At 64.6% G+C, this 17,246-nt stretch carries 22 protein-coding genes and 2 pseudogenes; 13 read left to right on the top strand and 11 right to left on the bottom strand.

Going from position 1 to position 17,246, the window contains the following annotated elements; all coding sequences use genetic code 11:
- Nucleotides 1-31: 31 nt before the first annotated feature.
- Nucleotides 32-1,726 (bottom strand): GMC family oxidoreductase, encoded by a 1,695-nt coding sequence (locus tag IEY14_RS13280; RefSeq protein WP_188909155.1) that lies wholly within the window; start codon nt 1,724-1,726, stop codon nt 32-34.
- A gap of 208 nt (nt 1,727-1,934) precedes the next feature.
- On the opposite strand from IEY14_RS13280, the pseudogene IEY14_RS25905 reads away from it, so the two are divergent.
- Nucleotides 1,935-1,985, top strand: a pseudogene (locus IEY14_RS25905) (hypothetical protein); the annotation flags it as partial.
- Nucleotides 1,986-2,020: 35 nt separating this feature from the next.
- Here IEY14_RS25905 and IEY14_RS25910 read toward each other — a convergent pair.
- The 4 genes from IEY14_RS25910 to IEY14_RS13300 form a co-directional block, all read right to left on the bottom strand.
- Nucleotides 2,021-2,341, bottom strand: a complete 321-nt coding sequence (locus tag IEY14_RS25910) for a hypothetical protein (protein WP_244639477.1) — start codon at nt 2,339-2,341, stop codon at nt 2,021-2,023.
- Between the two features lie 75 nt (nt 2,342-2,416).
- Entirely contained in the window at nt 2,417-2,740 is a 324-nt protein-coding gene (locus IEY14_RS13290; protein ID WP_188909157.1) for an Atu4866 domain-containing protein, read from the bottom strand.
- Complete coding sequence (locus tag IEY14_RS13295) at nt 2,740-3,474, bottom strand: SDR family oxidoreductase (protein ID WP_373288973.1); 735 nt, start codon at nt 3,472-3,474, stop codon at nt 2,740-2,742. The genes IEY14_RS13290 and IEY14_RS13295 overlap by 1 nt, the downstream gene beginning before the upstream one ends.
- Before the next feature lie 51 nt (nt 3,475-3,525).
- On the bottom strand, nt 3,526-3,702 hold the full coding sequence (locus IEY14_RS13300) for a Rossmann-fold NAD(P)-binding domain-containing protein (protein ID WP_188909159.1): 177 nt from the start codon (nt 3,700-3,702) through the stop codon (nt 3,526-3,528).
- A 415-nt stretch (nt 3,703-4,117) separates the two neighbouring features.
- Between IEY14_RS13300 and IEY14_RS13305 the strand changes: the two genes are divergently transcribed.
- Nucleotides 4,118-5,026 carry a LysR family transcriptional regulator gene (locus IEY14_RS13305; RefSeq protein ID WP_188909161.1) on the top strand — a complete coding sequence of 303 codons (909 nt, stop codon included), beginning with the start codon at nt 4,118-4,120 and terminating at the stop codon, nt 5,024-5,026.
- A gap of 262 nt (nt 5,027-5,288) precedes the next feature.
- Here the strand turns inward: IEY14_RS13305 and IEY14_RS13310 are convergent, their stop codons facing one another.
- Nucleotides 5,289-6,251, bottom strand: a complete 963-nt coding sequence (locus IEY14_RS13310) for an NmrA/HSCARG family protein (RefSeq protein ID WP_188909163.1) — start codon at nt 6,249-6,251, stop codon at nt 5,289-5,291.
- 99 nt (nt 6,252-6,350) lie between these two features.
- Between IEY14_RS13310 and IEY14_RS13315 the strand changes: the two genes are divergently transcribed.
- The 8 genes from IEY14_RS13315 to IEY14_RS13350 all read left to right on the top strand — a co-directional run bounded on the left by IEY14_RS13315 (nt 6,351) and on the right by IEY14_RS13350 (nt 11,177).
- Complete coding sequence (locus IEY14_RS13315) at nt 6,351-6,719, top strand: winged helix-turn-helix transcriptional regulator (RefSeq protein ID WP_188909165.1); 369 nt, start codon at nt 6,351-6,353, stop codon at nt 6,717-6,719.
- Nucleotides 6,720-6,975: 256 nt separating this feature from the next.
- Nucleotides 6,976-7,743: a helix-turn-helix transcriptional regulator gene (locus IEY14_RS13320; RefSeq protein ID WP_188909167.1), complete on the top strand. Its 768-nt coding sequence runs from the start codon at nt 6,976-6,978 to the stop codon at nt 7,741-7,743.
- A complete protein-coding gene (locus IEY14_RS13325) occupies nt 7,744-8,115 on the top strand; it encodes a DUF1330 domain-containing protein (RefSeq protein ID WP_188909169.1) in 372 nt (123 codons plus the stop codon).
- 339 nt (nt 8,116-8,454) lie between these two features.
- Nucleotides 8,455-8,670, top strand: a complete 216-nt coding sequence (locus tag IEY14_RS13330) for a hypothetical protein (protein WP_188909171.1) — start codon at nt 8,455-8,457, stop codon at nt 8,668-8,670.
- Between the two features lie 66 nt (nt 8,671-8,736).
- A complete protein-coding gene (locus IEY14_RS13335; protein ID WP_210318399.1) occupies nt 8,737-8,952 on the top strand; it encodes a hypothetical protein in 216 nt (71 codons plus the stop codon).
- A 58-nt stretch (nt 8,953-9,010) separates the two neighbouring features.
- On the top strand, nt 9,011-10,516 hold the full coding sequence (locus tag IEY14_RS13340) for a helix-turn-helix transcriptional regulator (protein ID WP_188909175.1): 1,506 nt from the start codon (nt 9,011-9,013) through the stop codon (nt 10,514-10,516).
- 206 nt (nt 10,517-10,722) lie between these two features.
- A complete protein-coding gene (locus tag IEY14_RS13345; protein ID WP_188909177.1) occupies nt 10,723-10,905 on the top strand; it encodes a CsbD family protein in 183 nt (60 codons plus the stop codon).
- Nucleotides 10,902-11,177 carry a hypothetical protein gene (locus tag IEY14_RS13350; protein ID WP_188909179.1) on the top strand — a complete coding sequence of 92 codons (276 nt, stop codon included), beginning with the start codon at nt 10,902-10,904 and terminating at the stop codon, nt 11,175-11,177. The genes IEY14_RS13345 and IEY14_RS13350 overlap by 4 nt, the downstream gene beginning before the upstream one ends.
- A gap of 281 nt (nt 11,178-11,458) precedes the next feature.
- On the opposite strand, the gene IEY14_RS13355 is transcribed toward IEY14_RS13350, so the two are convergent.
- Entirely contained in the window at nt 11,459-12,556 is a 1,098-nt protein-coding gene (locus tag IEY14_RS13355) for an aldo/keto reductase (RefSeq protein WP_188909181.1), read from the bottom strand.
- A gap of 97 nt (nt 12,557-12,653) precedes the next feature.
- Here IEY14_RS13355 and IEY14_RS13360 point away from each other — a divergent pair, with 97 nt between their 5' ends.
- A complete protein-coding gene (locus IEY14_RS13360; RefSeq protein ID WP_188909183.1) occupies nt 12,654-13,559 on the top strand; it encodes a LysR family transcriptional regulator in 906 nt (301 codons plus the stop codon).
- A gap of 227 nt (nt 13,560-13,786) precedes the next feature.
- On the opposite strand, the gene IEY14_RS13365 is transcribed toward IEY14_RS13360, so the two are convergent.
- Nucleotides 13,787-14,920: an extracellular catalytic domain type 1 short-chain-length polyhydroxyalkanoate depolymerase gene (locus tag IEY14_RS13365; RefSeq protein ID WP_188909185.1), complete on the bottom strand. Its 1,134-nt coding sequence runs from the start codon at nt 14,918-14,920 to the stop codon at nt 13,787-13,789.
- 41 nt (nt 14,921-14,961) lie between these two features.
- Complete coding sequence (locus tag IEY14_RS13370; RefSeq protein WP_188909279.1) at nt 14,962-15,378, bottom strand: ribbon-helix-helix domain-containing protein; 417 nt, start codon at nt 15,376-15,378, stop codon at nt 14,962-14,964.
- A 134-nt stretch (nt 15,379-15,512) separates the two neighbouring features.
- On the opposite strand from IEY14_RS13370, the gene IEY14_RS13375 reads away from it, so the two are divergent.
- Nucleotides 15,513-15,869: a VOC family protein gene (locus IEY14_RS13375; protein WP_188909187.1), complete on the top strand. Its 357-nt coding sequence runs from the start codon at nt 15,513-15,515 to the stop codon at nt 15,867-15,869.
- Nucleotides 15,870-15,916: 47 nt separating this feature from the next.
- Here the strand turns inward: IEY14_RS13375 and IEY14_RS13380 are convergent, their stop codons facing one another.
- Complete coding sequence (locus tag IEY14_RS13380; RefSeq protein ID WP_188909189.1) at nt 15,917-16,177, bottom strand: nuclear transport factor 2 family protein; 261 nt, start codon at nt 16,175-16,177, stop codon at nt 15,917-15,919.
- Nucleotides 16,178-16,283: 106 nt separating this feature from the next.
- On the opposite strand from IEY14_RS13380, the pseudogene IEY14_RS13385 reads away from it, so the two are divergent.
- A pseudogene (locus IEY14_RS13385) lies at nt 16,284-16,631 on the top strand (helix-turn-helix domain-containing protein); the annotation flags it as partial.
- Between the two features lie 113 nt (nt 16,632-16,744).
- Here IEY14_RS13385 and IEY14_RS13390 read toward each other — a convergent pair.
- A partial coding sequence (locus IEY14_RS13390) for an electron transfer flavoprotein subunit alpha/FixB family protein (protein WP_195826172.1) occupies nt 16,745-17,246 on the bottom strand: 502 nt, incomplete at its 5' end.

Here is a 17,246-nt window from a genome sequence, read left to right on the forward strand (position 1 = left end):
GGGAGGGCAGAGCGGTCCAGGGTCTGTTCGCTCATAGTTGCGTCCTCGCGTCGTTCAGGATCATCCGTGCCGCCTTCTCGGCGATCATCATCGTCGGCGCGCTCGTGTTGCCGCTCGTAATCGTCGGCATCACCCCGGCATCGACGACCCGCAAGCCCCGGATGCCTCGCACCCGCAGCCGGCTGTCGACGACGGCCATGGGGTCGTCGTCGCGACCCATGCGGGTCGTGCCGACGGGATGGAAGATCGTGGTGGCGATATCGCCCGCGAGCTTGGCGAGTTCCGCATCCGTTTGAAACTCGATGCCTGGTTTCCATTCGATCGGCTTGTAGCGGGCGAGCGCGGGCTGCGAGACGATGGTGCGGATCTGGCGGATACTGTCGGCGGCGACCTTGCGGTCTTCGTCGGTCGCCAGATAATTCGGGGCAATCGCCGGGGCATCGACGGCCCGCCCGGATCGGACGCGCACGCTGCCTCGGCTGGTGGGCTTCAGGTTGCAGACGCTGGCGGTGAAGGCGGGGACGCTATGCAGCGGCTCGCCGAAGGCATCAAGGCTCAACGGCTGCACGTGATATTCCAGGTTGGGATGTGCCCGGCCCTCGTCCGAGCGCGTGAAGGCGCCGAGCTGTGAGGGCGACATGCTCATCGGGCCGCTCCGCCGCAGGGCGTATTCGAGCCCGATCATGGCCTTGCCAAAGAGATTGCTCGCCAGGACGTTGAGCGTCCGGGCGCCCGTGATTCGATACACGGCACGGATCTGCAAGTGGTCCTGAAGGTTCTCGCCGACGCCCGGCAGATCGACGGCGACGTCGATCCCATGGCCGGCGAGCAGCTTCGCCGGACCGATCCCAGAGAGTTGCAGAATCTGCGGCGAACCGATCGCTCCGGCCGATAAGACGACCTCGCGGCGCGCCTCGATCGATACGTTCCTGTCGCCCTGTCGAAACACGACGCCGACGCAACGCAATCGGCCATCCCCACCCCACTCGATCTCAAGTTTCTGGACTTCGGCCCCGGTGCGGACGACGAGGTTCGGTCGCGAGCGTACCGGGCGAAGGAACGCCTTCGAGGTATTCCAGCGCCAGCCCGACCGCTGACTCACCTCGAAATAGCCGACACCCGCCTCGTCGCTGTTGCTGAAGTCCCTGGATCGGGGAATCCCAGCCTCGACCGCCGCTTCGGCGAAAGCTTCCAGGATTTCCCAACGCAGCCGCTGCTTTTCGATCCGCCATTCGCCGCCATGTCCGTGCGTATCCGAGAACCGGCTGTTGCCGCCGGTGGCGGGGTCAGCGCCTCCGTCCAGGCGGTGGTGGTCCTCATGGGCCATGAAGTCCGGCAGGACGTTGTCCCACGACCAGTTGGCATCCCCGGTGACGGCCGACCACTCGTTGAAGTCGTTGGCTTGGCCGCGCATGTAGATCATGCCGTTGATCGATGAGCAGCCGCCCAGCGTTCGGCCGCGCGGGTAGCGTAGACTGCGACCGTTCAGGCCCTGCTCCGGCTCCGTCTGGAACAGCCAGTCCATGCGGGGATTTCCGATGCAGTAGAGGTAGCCGACGGGTATGTGGATCCAAGGATGGTTGTCCCGGCCGCCGGCTTCCAAGAGGAGGACCCGGTTCGCGGGGTCTCGGCTGAGCCTGTTGGCGAGAAGACAACCGGCCGAACCGGCACCGACAATCACGTAGTCGAACGCCTCACCGGTGGTAGAAGAAGCGCGCTTATTCATAGCGCCAACTCATGATGGCCGAGTTGGTGCGGCATCCTCTCGGAGACCGATGCCGCAAGGCCCGCGGCCGGCAAATCCTCTATATTCGCCATCCCTTTGCCTCCCATCCGGGAACGGGATAGCAATCGAGGACGCGACGATCCAATGAGAAACACGTCGTCCCGTTAAAAGCTTGCCTCATACGAGCGCCTTGATTGACATCAGAGCCTTGCGAGCCTTCGTTGCGGTCGCTCGCGAGGGAAACGTCACTCGTGCGGCGAAGCAGCCCGGTCTCAGCCAGCCCGCTGTCAGTCTTCAGCTCAAGCAGCTCGCGGCGGGAACGGAGTCGCCCCGGTTCGTCGCACCACAGGCGGTCTCGAACTCACGCGCGACGGGGCGCTTCTGGCCGCAAAGGCCGAGCAGGTCCCGGCGGCGGCCGCGGATTTCGGGCAGACCACCCGACATCCTACCTCCCAGGCTCGCGGCAAGCTCCGGATCGGAACCATCATCGATCCCGAGTTCACCCAGCTCGGCTCGTTCCTCAATGCGATCGTCGAAAACGAGCCGGGCATCGAAACCGAGCTGCGTCATGGCATGAGCGCCGACGAACCTGGCGCCGCAGAATCGATCTTCCATCTGCCCGAACTCTCGCCTCGCTGCTACCGGCGGCAGTCGCGATGTTCAAGGTGATGCTGGACCTCCTGGCCGATCTCAACGAGCGGACCGTCGCAGCACCATGCCGGCGTGATGGAGCGTGTTGGCGTCGACGAAGTCGCCATCGGCGGTAAACCCCGTGTCGTCCCAATATTCGATATGAGTCCCGGTCACCTCGTAGCGCCCGCGATAGGCGCTCTCGCGCGTGCCTCGCGCCTCATCGTAGCGGTTGTTCGGCAACAGTTCGTGCCGGATGTGGCCGTCGTCGGTGACCCACATACCGACATAGGGGTAAGGCATGGGCGTCATGGCCGTCTCTCCGAAAGCGAAGGATGGAGGTGTCGCGACGAGCGTCGCTGCGGCGAAGATGCGCAGCCGCATCAGTTCGAGGCCCTGGTTGGCCGGACGACGATCTCGTTGACATCGACGTCTTCGGGTTGCTCGAGTGCATAGCGTACAGCCCGGCCGATCGCGTCCGGCTTCAAGGCGATCGAGCGATAGATTTCCATCAATTCCGCGGCCGCCTTATCGGTGATGGTGGAGGCAAGTTCACTTTCCACCACGCCGGGATGGATGCAGGTGACGCGGATGTCCTGGCGTTCCTGGCGCAACCCTTCGGAGATGGCCCGCACCGCGAACTTCGTCGCGCAGTAGACGGCCGCTGTCGGCGAGACGGCGAGCGCCCCGATCGAGGCGATGTTGACGACGTGGCCGGAGCCCCGCGCAGTCATCTCCGGCAGGACGGCCGCAATGCCGTAGAGCACGCCCTTGATGTTCACGTCGACCATGCGGTCCCATTCGTCGATCTTCAGGGAAGCCATCGGCGAAAGCGGCATCACGCCGGCATTGTTGACGATCGCGTCGACACGGCCGAACTTGGCTCGCGCGGCATCCGCAAAGCTTGCGACGTCGGCGCAGTCGGTGACGTCGAGGCGGCGGGTGACGACGGTGGCGCCTGACTCGCGCAACTCGCTGGCCAGCGCATCCAACCGGTCGGTGCGGCGGGCGCCGAGCATCAGCGTTGCGCCGGCCGCCGCCAGTTCGCGGGCGATGCCGACGCCGATGCCGCTCGACGCGCCGGTGACGAGGACGACTGCATTGTCGAGACTGATCATGAGAGCTCCTGGAGATCGTGGATGTGGGAAAGCGGTTGCCGGCGCTTTGCCTCACCAAGGCAGCGTCCGGTCCTGGTAGTCGCGGTATTGAATTGAGCCCGAGCTCCGATGACGCTCGACCACGTCGGGGATGCCTTCGACGCTTTCGGAGAGCTCGATTTCAGCTTGGACCCTACCGGCGAGCGTTCCCATGTCAGCGGCGACCCAGCCGGGATGCAGGAGCAGCACGGTGAGGTTCCGGTCGCGGTTGAAAACCCTGGTGCTCTTCGCCAGCGTGTCGAGCGCCGTTTGCTTGGCCGATAGAGGTCATGCCGCCGTCCTCGTTCAGCGCCAGGCTGGCGCGGTGCGAGGTCGTAACGTCGGCGATAAGGGTTGCGACGGTGTCCGAGGCAAGCGCATGGACCGCTTCGGCGCGGTCGGTCGCGACGATCTTGGCGCCCCGCTCGTGCAGCAGCCTGGTGGTCGCGAGGCCGATGCCGCGCGAGCGCCCGTCACCGCCGCGCCCTTTCGATCGAGGTCCCAGCTCGTCGGTAGAAGCGTCATCGTCGCGTCTTTTCCAGGTGATCTCGCCGAACAGGTAGACGCCGGGGCTTGTCGAGATAAGCTGTCTTCTCGTAACCTCGCTGTTCAGCTGCGCTAACTTATGTCGATCGATCTCTCCGGCGTCGCGGTCTTCCTTGCCGTCGCACAGACCCGCAATTTCCGAGCCGCTGCCGAGCGGCTGGGCGTCACGCGTTCGGCCGTCAGCCAGTCGCTGCGCAAGCTGGAGGACCGGCTCGGCACCGCCCTCTTCCGGCGCACGACCCGCAGCGTCTCGCTCACCGAAGCCGGCCGCGATCTCCATGAGCGTATCGCGCCCGCGATCGACGAGGTGGCGGCGGCGCTGAGCGCGACCGGCGACCGGCCTTCGCAACCCTCGGGTCACTTGCGGCTCGCCGTCTCCTCGATTGCCGAGCGCTTCCTGTCCGGATCGCTCATCGTCGGCTTCGCCAAGGCTTATCCCCGCGTCGAAATCGATGTCACGGTCACCGACGAGGAATTCGACATCGTCGCCGAAGGTTTCGACGCGGGCGTCCGGCTCGGCGAGGTGATCGACGTGGACATGATCGCGGTGCCGGTGTCTGACGACCAGCGGCAGATGGTGGTCGGCGCGCCGTCCTACGTGGCGAGGTTCGGCGCTCCGTCGCACCCGCGCGACCTCGCCGCGCATCGCTGCATCGGCTGGCGACCTTCCCCGACCGTCGCGCCCTATCGCTGGGAGTTCACCGAAGGCGGCCGCGACTTCGACGTGGCGGTAAAGCCGCAGATCACCACGAATGACATGCGACTGATGCTGCGCACCGCGGTTGTGGGCGGCGGTCTGACCTTCGGCATGGAGGAGACCTTCCGCCCCCATCTCGATCGGGGCGAGCTCGTCGCCATGCTGGAAGACTTCTGTCCGCCGTTCCCAGGCTTCTTCCTCTACTATCCGAGCCGTCGCCACATGCCGGCAAAGCTGCGCGCCCTCGTTGACCACGTCCGCCGCGAACGCTCAAGCGGTAGAACGGATTGACTTTCGCGACAGGAATAGAGAGCGCCCTCAGCCGCTTCTCCCGCCCCTCGCCAGTTCGTCGCGTTGCCCGGCGGGCGGACGGGCGTCTCGAAAGCGGACATTCATCGGCCGTCTGGTTGAGTTCGATCCATCGCCGGAGGCAAACAGGCGGCTAGTGAACGCCGCGGACCGTTACACTCGGGTCCGGTTCAGTAGGTCGGCGCTGTCGGACGGGATACCAGAGGCCTCACCTAGCGCACGTCCCGCCCTTGCTGGCATTGCGTCAACGCAGGGCAACAGCGACGCCTTTCGTCTCGGTCGCGGCACGTAGGAGCGGCTTGCCGGGACCCGCGAGCCATTCGTCGAAGCGGGTCAGTTTTCCGAACTCCCGCTCGAGCGCGGCAATGTCCGCGTTCGCGGCTAGCCGGCCTTCATCGAAGAGGTCTGCCAGCCTTCCGAGGAAAGCGTTCTCTTCGAGCAACGCGTCAGGGAAACGGTGGTACTGGATCGGCCGGCCCGCAGCGTGCGTCAGCTTCTCCCCGATGTCCTTACCTGTCAGTTCGTCGCTTGCGATCTCGATGGTCCGCCCGGTGAACCGCTCCGGGTCGGCGAAGATTGCCGCGACGATCTTGCCGATGTCGCGGACGGCGATGACCTGCCCTGCTTGGTCCGGCCGCAGGAAGAAGTTGTAGGCGCCTTCATCCAGACCCATGCCGGGAAGCAGGAGAAGCTCCATGAAGCTCGCCGGACGCACGATCGTGCTGGGCAGGTCGAGATTGCGGACATGGTCCTCGATCTCCAACTTGCTGTCGAAGTGTCCCATCCCGGTCGGCCCCGCTCCAGAGATCGCAATCGAGGTGTAGACGAGATGCCGGACCCCTTCGGCCAACGCGAGGTCCGCCACCGCCTTGCCGTAGCGCACCTCCTGTTCGTCGGTGATTCCATACGCGGCACCCTGCCCTGAGCTCGGCTGAACGCTGAATACGCCGTGGACACCTTTCATTGCGGCCTGGATCGACGTCGGATCCGCGAGGTCGCCCGCAAACAGGGTCACCCCGAGACTTGCCAGATCCTTCGCCTTTCCTGAGGACGGGTCGCGGACGAGCGAGCGAACCGACCATCCGTTGGATAGAAGCGCGGCAGCGACGGCGCCGCCTTGCTGCCCGGTGGCTCCGAAGACGAGTACGGTGCGGCCCTTGTCCCCGCCGGCCGATTGAATCGTCGTGCTTTCGGTCGATGTCGACATCTCGGTCTCCCTTTCGGCTGAGACCAGCTAGGTATACATATGAAACCTGAACGCAATTAGGCACCATCGAGCTACCAGGTTGCCTGGAGTATCCTTTCCATGTCGACCTCGTCGCCCGAAGACCTCGAACTCAACCGAGCGGTGCTGGAGGAGATCACCAGCAAGTGGACGCTGCTCGTGCTCAACGCCCTTTGCAGCGGACCGATGCGCTTCAATGCGTTGCGTCGCGCCAACAAGGGCGTCACGCAGAAGGCGTTGACCCAGTGCCTACGCCGGCTGGAGGCGAGCGGCTTCATCACGCGCCGGGTGGTCAGCACCGCTCCAGTCGCCGTCGTCTACGAGATCTCCCCGCTCGGACGCTCTCTGGAGCCCCATCTCGGCGGTATCCTGGCATGGGCATCCGAGCACAGGCATGAGGTCGTCGCGGCGCGGGAGGCGTTCGCCAAGTCCGCCGGCGGCACCGGATGAAGGCGCCGAGGCCGAACGCGTCCCACATTTTCTGGCTCGCGCCTGGCGGGCTTTGGCCGGTTCGCTCGTCATTCCGCCGTGCGTTGGCCCCATTCGGCAACGTCGCTGCATCGATCGAAGCGCCGAACGGATTGATCTGCCGCGCTATCGAGGGCAGACGGCCGCTCGCCTGCCATTCTCGCGGCCGATCGAGGAACGCCGGGCGATCCGTTCGGACCGTTCCACCGCAACGCAGACGGAATGGGATCCACGCGTCATGGCGAGAACCGCACGCATCTTCGAACTGCTGGTCGTTCTGCGGGCCCGGCGGGCGCCCGTCACCGCCTCCGAACTCGCGCGGGAACTCGGTGTCTCGCCGCGGAGCATCTACCGGGACATCGAGACCCTTCGCGCGATCGGCGCCCCCGTCGATGGGGAGGCGGGCGTCGGCTACCTCCTGAAGCAGGGCTTCTTTCTCCCGGAGTTCGCCTTCTCCATCGACGAGCTGGACGCCTTGGCGCTGGGGCTCGGATGGGTCCAACAGCGCGCCGATCCCGTGCTCGCGCGATGCAGCGAAAGCGCGCTGGCAAAGATCCTCGCCGTCAGAGCCAACGGGCCGCCACCAAACGAAGGCCCACCGGCCATCGTCCCGGCGGCCTCGGTCTCCGAGCGTCTCGACCCGCCACAGGCCGCCGTGCTGCGCGAAGCGATCCGCCGCCAACGCAAGGTCAGAATCCAATACGCCGACGCGTTCGCTTCGCCATCGGAGCGCATCGTCTGGCCCATCGTCATCGTATACTTCGACGACGTGCGCGTCCTTGCGGCTTGGTGCGAACTCAGATCCGCATTTCGCCATTTCCGCGTCGACCGTCTGGAAGTGCAAGAGACGTTGGACGAGCGCTACCCCGGGCGACGACAGTCGATCATGACGCGCTGGCAGCAGCAGGATCGGGACTGGCGCACGTTGCTGACAGTTTCTGACGCGGCGCAAAGCTACCCATCCGCAAGCTCCGTAACGAGCGCTGCCATGTCCAAGGAAAGTTAGATGGTCGCATTCTCGCCCACTGCCTACGACGCCTTCCTCGCGGAAGTCGACGACGCGCCCGTCGTCATGCTGAACCTCATCCGCTTCAGGCCGGACGGCGGCCGGCAGAGGTATCTTGAGTATCTGGAGATGGCGAAGCCGATCCTCGCCCGGTTCGGCGCACGGATTCTGTTCGGCGGCGATGGCCTGCCGGTCCTCACGACCGGATCAGACGACGCTTGGGACGCCGTCGTTCTGGTTCAGTACCCCCGACGATCCGCGTTCAGCGACATGGTCGCCGACCCGGACTATCAAGTCGCATTCAAGGTGGGATCAGGGGCGATCGCCGACATTCATCTGCAGCCTTTGAAAAGCAACCAAGCAGCCGCCTGACGTCGAGGCGCGACGGAAACCAAGCGTCGCCTGTCGCCGACGTTGCACGACGCCCCGCTCCCCTGCCGGACTCGACAGAAAGCAGACTTCCCGCTTTCCGGACAACTCGTTCTCAAAGGCAGAGACAGCGGACATGCAGATGCGGTCGGACGGGTTTCAACGCTCGTGCGCCGCTCGTCGCGCCGCGTTCACTTTCCTAAAGCAGCCGTGCGGATCGATACGAATGCATCAGCCAAATGATGCATTGATCACCTAGTCTATCATACGGCGCCTACCACCTATCGGGCGATCAAACGGCCCTACAGCGTGGGGTCGTCTGCATGGATGGGAAGGTGTGTCATGTCGATATTCGAGGCGAATCCGGGCCCCGGTTCCACCAATGCGTCCGTGGCGGCCGGCACCCAGGCGGCTGTGGCCAACGAGGTCTCAGGGGGCGCGATCCTGGCGGGCGTCACGCTGGCACTCGCCGTGCAGGTGGTCCTGACCCTCATCGGTACAGGGATCGGCGTGACGCCGGCCGCAGGCGACTACACCTTCGGTCGCGGTCGATACTGAACAGGACCCGAAAGCGCGGGACGGCTCTTCCGGCTGCCGCGCAGGGAGGTATCGATGGATAGAAACGTGATCGACGAAGCGGCGCGTTTACGCGCGAAAGTCATGAACGAGGGCGCAAAGGCCGCACGGGAAGGCGGCAGGAGATCGGAGAACCCTTACCCCGCCGACACGGAAGACTGGTTGGTCTGGCGCGACGGCTACGAGCAGCAATCGGCTTGGATGGAACTTGGTCGCGGCGAATACCGGGCTAGCGGGGATGCGGACGTCGCGCCCCGGCATTGACGGGAAACGAGAAGGGCCCACCTCGCACCGGCAATGTCCGGCAGGCAAAGGAAGCGCCATGGTCGACACACTCGACGGCCGAACGGTCGAGCGGCGACAGCTCCAGCAGATCATTGGTGGTCTCAGCGAGGGCGTCATTTTGATCGACCCCGACCAGACGATCAACTGGGCCAACGACGCTGCGCTTCGCATGCACGGCGTGGCGACGCTGGAGGGGTTGGGCCGGACCGTCGACGAGTACCGCCATCGTTTCCAACTGCGATATCGCAACAATCACCCGCTCACGGAGGGCGCCTATCCGGCGGATCGCGTGCTCGCGGGCGAAGTCTTCGCCGATGTCGTGGTCGAAGTTGCGCGAACCGGCGAGGCGGAGCCCGAATGGGTTCACCGGGTTCGAAGTCTCGTTCTGACCGATGGCAGGGACCAGCCAGACTGTCTCGTCCTGGTGGTCACGGATGCGACCGATGAGATCCAAGCGATCGAACGGTTCGAGCGTGCCTTCAACGCCAATCCGGCCCCGGCTCTCATCTGCCGAATCTCGGATCTCAGGTTCATTCGCGTCAACCAGGGTTTCTTGGATATGACCGGCTATGCCCGGGAAGCGATCGTCGGGCGATCCGTCTACGAACTCGACGTGATGAGCGGCGCCGACAAGCGCGAGCTCGGCAAGGAGCGCTTGGCGGCCTGGTCGACGATCCCGCAGATGGAGGCCTGCCTTCCGCTGCCGGAGGCCGAGTCGAAGCTGGTGATCGTCGCTGGCCAGCCGATCGAGATCGGCGACGAGAAGTGCATGCTCTTCACCTTCGCCGATCTCGAGCCGCGCCGGAAGGCGGAAAGCGCGTTGCGCAACAGCGAGGAAAAGTTCGCCAAGACCTTCCGCCTTGCCCCCGTGCCGATGAAGATCTGCACGCTCGATGGTTTTCGCATTCTCGACGTCAACGATGCCTTCGTGAAGGAGACCGGCTGGTCGACGGACGAGGTCATCGGGCGCAGTCCCGCTGAGATCGAGTTGTGGGACGCAGCCTCGACCCGGCGCAAGCTGGAAAAGGAGCTGATCGAGGGCGGCTCGTTCCGCGGCCGCGAAGCGAAGCTGAAGACCAAGAACGGCGCGGTGATCGACAGCCTGGTTTCGGCCGATACAGTGACGATCGGCGGCGAGGTCTGCGTGCTCGACGTCTTCCAGGACATTACCGAGCGCAAGGCAACCGAGATGGAGCTTGTCGACGCCATCGAGCAGGTCATGACCGACACCACCTGGTTCAGCCGCGGCGTCATGGAGAAGCTCGCAACGATGCGCTCGCCGCAACCTGTCGGAACGACCAAAGCCGGCTTGTCGAATCTCACCCCCAAGGAGCGCCAAGTGCTTGGCCTTGTTTCGCAGGGTTTGGATGACGGCGAGATCGCAGAAAAGCTGTTCCTTTCGCGCACCACGATCCGCAATCACGTGGCTCGGATCTATGCCAAGATCGATGTTCACCGACGCAGCGAAGCCATCGTCTGGGCGCGTGAACGCGGCATCGTCGGTCTCGACACCGTTCGCGGCAAGAAGACCAAGGCCGACTAGCCGATCCGCCTAAGCCCTTCAGTCAGCGGAAAGGCGAAGAGTTTCCCGTCATCCTGTGCAGAAAGAACCTGATGCATCAGCTTGCCTGATGCAGACGCTTCTTTGCCGGCTGTCGACCGCTCCCAAATTCTCTCTCGATGACCGGTCGGAGCCCCGCCCAACGCGGAATTGCTTCCAAGACGGGTCGAACGGAACAGGAGCGAAAGATGGACAAGGATCGTATCGAGGGCGCGAAGAAGCAGGTCGTCGGTTCCGTTAAGGAGGCCATCGGCAAGGTGACGGGCAACGAGCGCGTCGAAGCCGAAGGGACGGCAGAGAAGGTTGCCGGCAAGGCGCAAGGCAAGGTTGGCGAAGCCAAGGATGCCGTTCGGGACGCCATCCACAAGTGATCCATGCGATGCCGCTGCCTGGATGGGCGGCGGCATTCCCACGGACGGATATCGATGCCATGACGCCGTTCAATCTCTTTCGCAAAACGACTGAAATCCGTGTTCATTGCGCGGTGCCAGACGGCGGCGCCTTGCCATCGTTTCTCATCGGTCCGGAATGGTCCTTCGAAGGCAAGATCACGGATCTCGTCGACCGCATTCTGGATACGGACAAGCCGTTGTATGAAAGCGTTGTCCGCGAAACAGGATATTTCCTGTTTTCCGTTCCCTAGTATCTATTTGTCGCGCAGTATTGTTGTCGCCGATCCTCGAGTGCCCTGCAGCGCCGCCAACCTAACATTGTCGAATATATCTGCTGACAACTTTTGGAATTTGAAGGCGGACGGTCGCCTTTCCGCTCTCCCCTATTGTTCCGCTCGACATCCTGATGGGGTCGTAAGTCGCCCATTGGCTTTCGGTCTGCCGATCTAGAAAAGCTGCCGTGTGGCTTCCAGTCCATGGCAGCCGTTTCCCAGCAGTTCGCTTCGTTCTCGAAAACGTACGGCTTGATGGATTATCGCCACGGCTGGACTGCATGGCCGCCGAAGATGCGTTCGCGCGGCAGGTCGAAGATGAAATAGGGGTTGAGCTGCGGCGGCGCGCCTGCCGCATCGAGCCGCGCCTGCTGCTCGATGGACAGTTCGACGTCGAGCGAAGCGACGTTCTGTGCGATCTGATCGGGCCGGCTTGCCCCGATCAGGACGGAGGACACGCCCGGCCGCCGGACGACCCAGGCGAGCGCGACCTCCGCCATCGACCGGCCGACCTCGATCGCCACGTCGCGCAAGGTGTCGACGATCGCGAAGTTCTTGTCTGTGAACAACATGCCGCCATAGGGATTGTCGCCGTTGAGACGTCCGTCGCTGCCGCTCGCGCTGTTTTCGCCGGAGCGGTTCGGCAGGCTGCCGGCGGGTCCGGCCTGGTCGAGCTTCTCGCGCCCGTACTTGCCAGTCAGCATACCGAATGCCAGCGGGCTCCATGCGACGAGCCCCAGCCCCAGCGCGACGCCGGCCGGCACCAGATCGAGTTCGACGCCCCGGTCGATGAGCGAGTAAGCGTATTGCAGCCCGATCGGTTCGGGCAGGCCATGCGCACGCGCAAGCGTCGCGATCTGCGCCGCGTACCAGGCCGGCGCGTTCGAGAAACCGTAGTAGAGAATGTCGCCGCGCCGCACCGCGTCGGTGAGCGCCCGCAACACCTCTTCCGGCGGAGTCGTCCGGTCCCAGACATGCGTCCAATAGAGGTCGATATGATCCGTGCCGAGACGTTTCAGCGAGCCTTCCAGCCCGTCGCGGATGTTGCGTGCCGAGTTGCCTCCGGCGAGCGGTGTGTCGTCCCGCCGCGGGAAGCCGGACTTGGTGGCGATGACGAGCTTGTCGCGAAGCTTTCGCTCAGCAACGAAGCGGCCGAGCATCGCCTCGCTCTCACCCCCGGAATAAACGTCGGCGGTATCGACGAAATTGCCGCCGGCCTCGACATAGGCATCGAAAATCGCGCGCGAGCCCGCTTCGTCGGCGCCCCAGCGGCCCGCACCGAAGGTCATCGTGCCAAGGGCCAGCGGGCTGATCGCTAGCCCGGAACGGCCGAGGGTTCGATAGGTCGCGTTGTTCATTGCTGCTTCTCCTTGCAAGATCGGAAGGGAGATAGCGTTGCGCGGCTTACGCCATTACCCGTGCGAAGCGACAAGGGTTTGTGAGCAGGGCACAGCAATGCGGCGCGGAGAACTCGATGACCTGGCAGTGTTCGCGACGGTCGCGCGCGCGAGGAGCTTCACGCGAGCTGCGGCCGAGCTCGGGCTGTCGCCCTCGACGCTGAGTCATACGTTGCGGGGGTTGGAGAAACGGCTCGGCGTGCGTCTTCTCGCTCGCACGACCCGCAGCGTCGCGCCGACCCATGCGGGCGAGCGGCTTCTCCTGTCGCTACAACCGGCCTTGGAGGAGGTCTCGCGCGGGCTGGCCGCCCTCGCCGACTGGCGGGACGCGCCATCGGGCACGCTCCGCCTCACCACTTTTGGCTACGCCGCCCGCGCGATTCTGGCGCCGATGCTCCCGCGCTTCCTTCTCGACCATCCCGACATCGCGGTCGAGGTAATGGTCGACGACCGCTTGGCCGATCTCGTCGCCGGCGGGTTCGATGCCGGCATCCGCTTCAAGGAGAGGGTTGAGCGCGATATGGTCGCGGTGCGCGTCGGCCCTGATCTCAGAACGGTGGTGGTCGGCACGCCGGACTATTTCGCTCGGAATCCGCGTCCCGAAACGCCTGCAGACCTTAAGACGCATACCTGCGTCAACTACCGCCTGATCGGCGGCGGCGGGTTGCTACCCTGGGAGTTCGAGCGAAATGGTCGCGAGGTGAATGTTCAGGTTGCGGGCCAGTTCATCGGCAACGACGAAGTGCTGGCCGCAGCGGCCGTGCGCGCCAGCGCCGGACTGGGCTATATGCTGGAACACGACGTCGCCGACGAGATCGCCGACGGCCGTCTCATCCAAGCCCTGGACGAATGGTGCGTGCCGTTCCCGGGCTGCCACCTCTATTATCCGAGCCGACAAGTCTCACCGGCGCTCAGGGCATTGATCGACGCGCTCCGATGGAAGCCGGAAGAGCCGGCGGGCTGACATGAATATCCGCTGATGTACTCCACCATTAGAGGTGCTTGGCCGCCTTCACCCGGTTCGTGCTTCCGATATCGTTCGGGCCGATAGCGATCCGAACGACATCGGGGAGAGATGCAGGAACGCCGACCTCCCGTTGTCGGTCGATGTCCGATCCTTAAGGAGAGTGGGCTCATCTCTCGGAAGCGGACCCTCTCCGGATGGTCGTCGAGGACATGTCGAGCATGGTCCTACTCCCTCGCTCCAGCCTCGTTGAGGAAGAAGCGAAGCATCTCGCGCGAGGCATCGGGTCCGGCCGGATCGGCATAGGATCCGGCTGCGTCGCCACCTGACCAAGCATGGCCAAGACCCTCGACCCGCCAATGCTCCATCGCAGGGTTCGATCCTTGAGCCGGGCGCCGGATGCGTGTGAAGGCTCGTCCGTTCACCGTGCCGGTGACGGTCTCCGCTCTATCCTGCCGCTCGGTATCGAGGCCCGCGATCCGGTCGCCATTGGCCGGATGGACGGTCGTGTCCCGCACACCGTGAAAGACGATGGCCGGCACGCTCGGTACCACGCCCTGCCCCAATGCTTTTCCGCTGCGCATGACGGCGAGCGCGGTGGCGACATCCCGGGCGCTGGCGTGCGGCAATCCCGAATGGATGCCAACGGCGGCGAACAGATCGGGGCGGGTCGACCCGAGAATGGCGGCCATAGCGCCTCCGGCCGACAGACCCGCAGCAAAGAGCCGGCTGCGGTCAACAGCGTGGCTTCTGGCGATATCTTCGACAATGCCCGCCAAGATCGCCGGTTCGCCGGCATCGCCGTTCTGGTGGGTGGGCTCGAACCAGTTCCAGCAGAGATGGGGATTGGCCGATCGGTCCTGCTCTGGATACGCGACGAGGACGTTTGCTTCTTCCGCGATCTCGTTCATCCGCGTTCCCGTCGCAAAGTCCTCCGGGTTCTGGGTGCAGCCGTGCAGCATCACCACCAACGGACGAGGCCCCCTCGCCTCGGCCGCCGGCACATAGAGGCGATAAGCGCGTCGGCCGGCAGGCCCGGCATGAACAAGATAGAGGAATTCCGCGCCTTGCGGGATCGTCGGCGCAGGCTTGGTGGACCATGTCGGCCGGATCGATGCCTCTGCGGCGAACCGCGGCCGGCTGCGCGGCATGCACCGCGCTTCTCCGGAGGCGACGTCCCCAGCCAGTTCCGCACCATCGGCGCTCAGCTCGATGGTTACGCCGCTGAACGCGTCCGGCGGAGAAGTAAGGGATGGCGAGCGAAGACCGAGCCCCTGCTGAATGAGATCCGTTGCATCCGACAGGCGTTGGGACAGGACGAGGCGTTGCGCCTCAACCATGAACGGTAGGGGGCGAACCATGGGAATTCCTCGTTGGCCTGAGCGGCGGGGCGATCGATGAGTCAATGGATGCGATCGGCCAGAGCAGCCTTGACCGCAGCGCTGGCTTGGAGCGCCCCGAGCACCGTGACCGAGCCGATGGCGTCACGGGCGAGGTCGGGGGGAATGTCGTGGTCGAAGGACGCCAGACCGAGCACGCGAACATGGAGGACTTGGCCCGCCGCCTTTGCGGCTTCAAGATCGGCTCGGGTGAAGCGACGCATGCCGAGATCAAGCGTCAGGCGCTCGGAGGATCGGCGCAGTTCAGCGTCGTGCGCGTCGAGATGCTTGCGGATGGCGGTGCGAATGACGTCGCTGCGATTGGCGTAGAAGCCTTCGCGCACCAGAAGGTCGATCCGGCCAAGATCGACATAGCCGAGATTGAGCGTCAGCTTCTCGCTGTCGCCAAGACGCTCTTGCACCCCGGCCTTCTTCGGCATCTCCAAGCCCACATCCATCGAACATCCAAGTGGATGTTATATGGATACTCCAAACGGGACGTGCAAGGTGGGGTCGAAGCGACTGCTTGGGAAGACGACCTATAACCGGATAGTTCGGCCTGGAGGAGAAGCGCATGCCCGTGACGCGGATCGTTCCCAATATCGCGACGGCCGAGATGGCGCGTGCCCGTGCCTTCTACGGCGAGATCCTCGGCATGACCGTCGGCATGGATCACGGATGGATCGTCACCTTCATGGGCGACGGCCAAGCCGCGCCGCAGATCAGCTTTGCCAGCGAGGGCGGCTCGGGCACCCCGGTGCCCGACCTGTCGCTCGAGGTCGATGATCTCGATACCGTCCACGCCCGTCTTCTTGCGGCCGGTTATGCGATCCAATACGGCCCGGCGCTCGAGCCTTGGGGCGTTCGCCGCTTCTTCGTGCAGGACCCTTTCGGACGGCTGCTCAATATCCTGACGCATGACGCCGAATGAAGGGTAATGAGCGCGAATTTCACCGGGCGCGACGGAACGGCTTCCCGTCACGGCTGAATGGGCCGCCAGACCTCGATGCGCCGCTCAACCTCCAAAAGCGTACCGTGGAGGCGAAAGGCGAGACCTGGGAACTGAGCTCGCGCTCCTTCGATCATCAGGGTTAACGCCTCGGAACCTTCGGCCTGCATCAGCGGATCGAAGTAACAGACGTCCGGATGCCACGCTTCGAGGCGGCGCACCCGTTCGGCTGGATCGGTCTCGTTCGAGACAGCCATGTAGCCGTTGGCGGCATCGAGGGCGGTGCGCATGCGGGTCTCCCGTCGGTTGGAGGCCGTAGGATGTCCGGTTCAGCACTGCCCCGCGATTACCTCGGAGGTCATGGGCAGAAGCCGGCACTCGTGCGAAAACACCGCCATGGCAGCGCCGGCGAACGATACGATAGGGGATGTACTGCGCGACTGGCGACGCCGACGTCGCTTGAGCCAACTCGATCTGGCGTTGGAGGCCGAGGTCTCGGCGTGGCACCTCAGCTTCGTTGAGAGCGGGCGCTTGAAGCCAAGCCGCGACATGCTGCTGCGCTTGGCCGGGCGGCTGGGCCTGCCGCTTCGCGAACGCAACGGCCTGCTCCTGTCCGGCGGCTATGCTCCGGTTTTTGCCGACGGCCCGCTCGACCGTCCAGACATGACAAGTGCAATGGACGCGGTGCGTGCCGTCCTTCGTGCCTATGAGCCCTATCCGGCCCTGGCGGTCGATCGGCGCTGGCGTGGTCCTGACCCGTGAAACTGGTCCGGACCACAGAACAGCAATCGAACCGGGTCCAAACCGTCGATCCGGCGAGGAGCAGAAGGCGGAGAGAGCCCCGCCGTAGCGCGAGTTCAAACTTTCGAGGTGATCTCGGGTAGGATGGAAAAGAGGTCGCCGACGAGGCCGTAATCGGCGACCTGGAAGATCGGCGCCTCCTCGTCCTTGTTGATGGCGACGATGACCTTGGAATCCTTCATGCCGGCAAGATGCTGGATCGCGCCCGAAATGCCGCAGGCGATGTAAAGGTTCGGCGCCACGACCTTGCCGGTCTGGCCGACCTGCCAGTCGTTCGGCGCATAGCCGGCATCCACCGCCGCACGCGACGCGCCGACCGCCGCGCCGAGCTTGTCGGCGAGCGGCAAGACGACTTCCTCGAACATCTCCTTCGAACCCAGCGCCCGGCCGCCCGAGACCACGATCTTCGCGCTGGCAAGCTCCGGCCGCTCGCTTTCCGCCAGCCGCTCCTCGACGAAGCGCGACAGGCCGGGATCGCCCGCGCCCCCGATCCGCTCGACCGAGGCCGAGCCGCCCTCCGAGGCCGAGGCGAAGGCGGTGCTGCGCACCGTCAGCACC

The organism is Aureimonas endophytica (assembly GCF_014642635.1).
In the GTDB taxonomy this organism is placed as follows: domain Bacteria; phylum Pseudomonadota; class Alphaproteobacteria; order Rhizobiales; family Rhizobiaceae; genus Plantimonas; species Plantimonas endophytica.